The sequence below is a fragment of the Pseudomonas sp. F9001 genome (assembly GCF_013385435.1).
In the GTDB taxonomy this organism is placed as follows: domain Bacteria; phylum Pseudomonadota; class Gammaproteobacteria; order Pseudomonadales; family Pseudomonadaceae; genus Aquipseudomonas.
On record NZ_JACAPX010000036.1, the window covers coordinates 1 to 275 of the forward strand.

At 53.5% G+C, this 275-nt stretch carries 1 pseudogene; it reads left to right on the forward strand.

What is annotated here, in order from left to right:
- Positions 1–76: 76 nt before the first annotated feature.
- Positions 77–275 (forward strand): annotated as a pseudogene (locus tag HX818_RS31070) (hypothetical protein); the annotation flags it as partial.

The following is a 275-nucleotide window of genomic DNA, read 5'->3' on the forward strand; positions in this document are numbered from 1 at the left end:
CGTGGTTAACGGGGCCCGCAGATCAAAATCAAAAGCAGATCAAAAGCAGAGCACAGCGGCCTACCGGCCGGCTTGAGTGTTAAAAGCAAAGGCAAGATCCAGAGCGAAAGCCAAATCTGAAGCGGTTGCAGATCTGCTTTCTGTGGGAGCTGGCTTGCCTGCGATGCAGACACCTCGGGTTTTCAGATACACCGAGGCGATGCCATCGCAGGCAAGCCAGCTCCCACATTTGACCGTGCCCGCTTTAGATTTGATTTTGCTTCACCACACTCAAG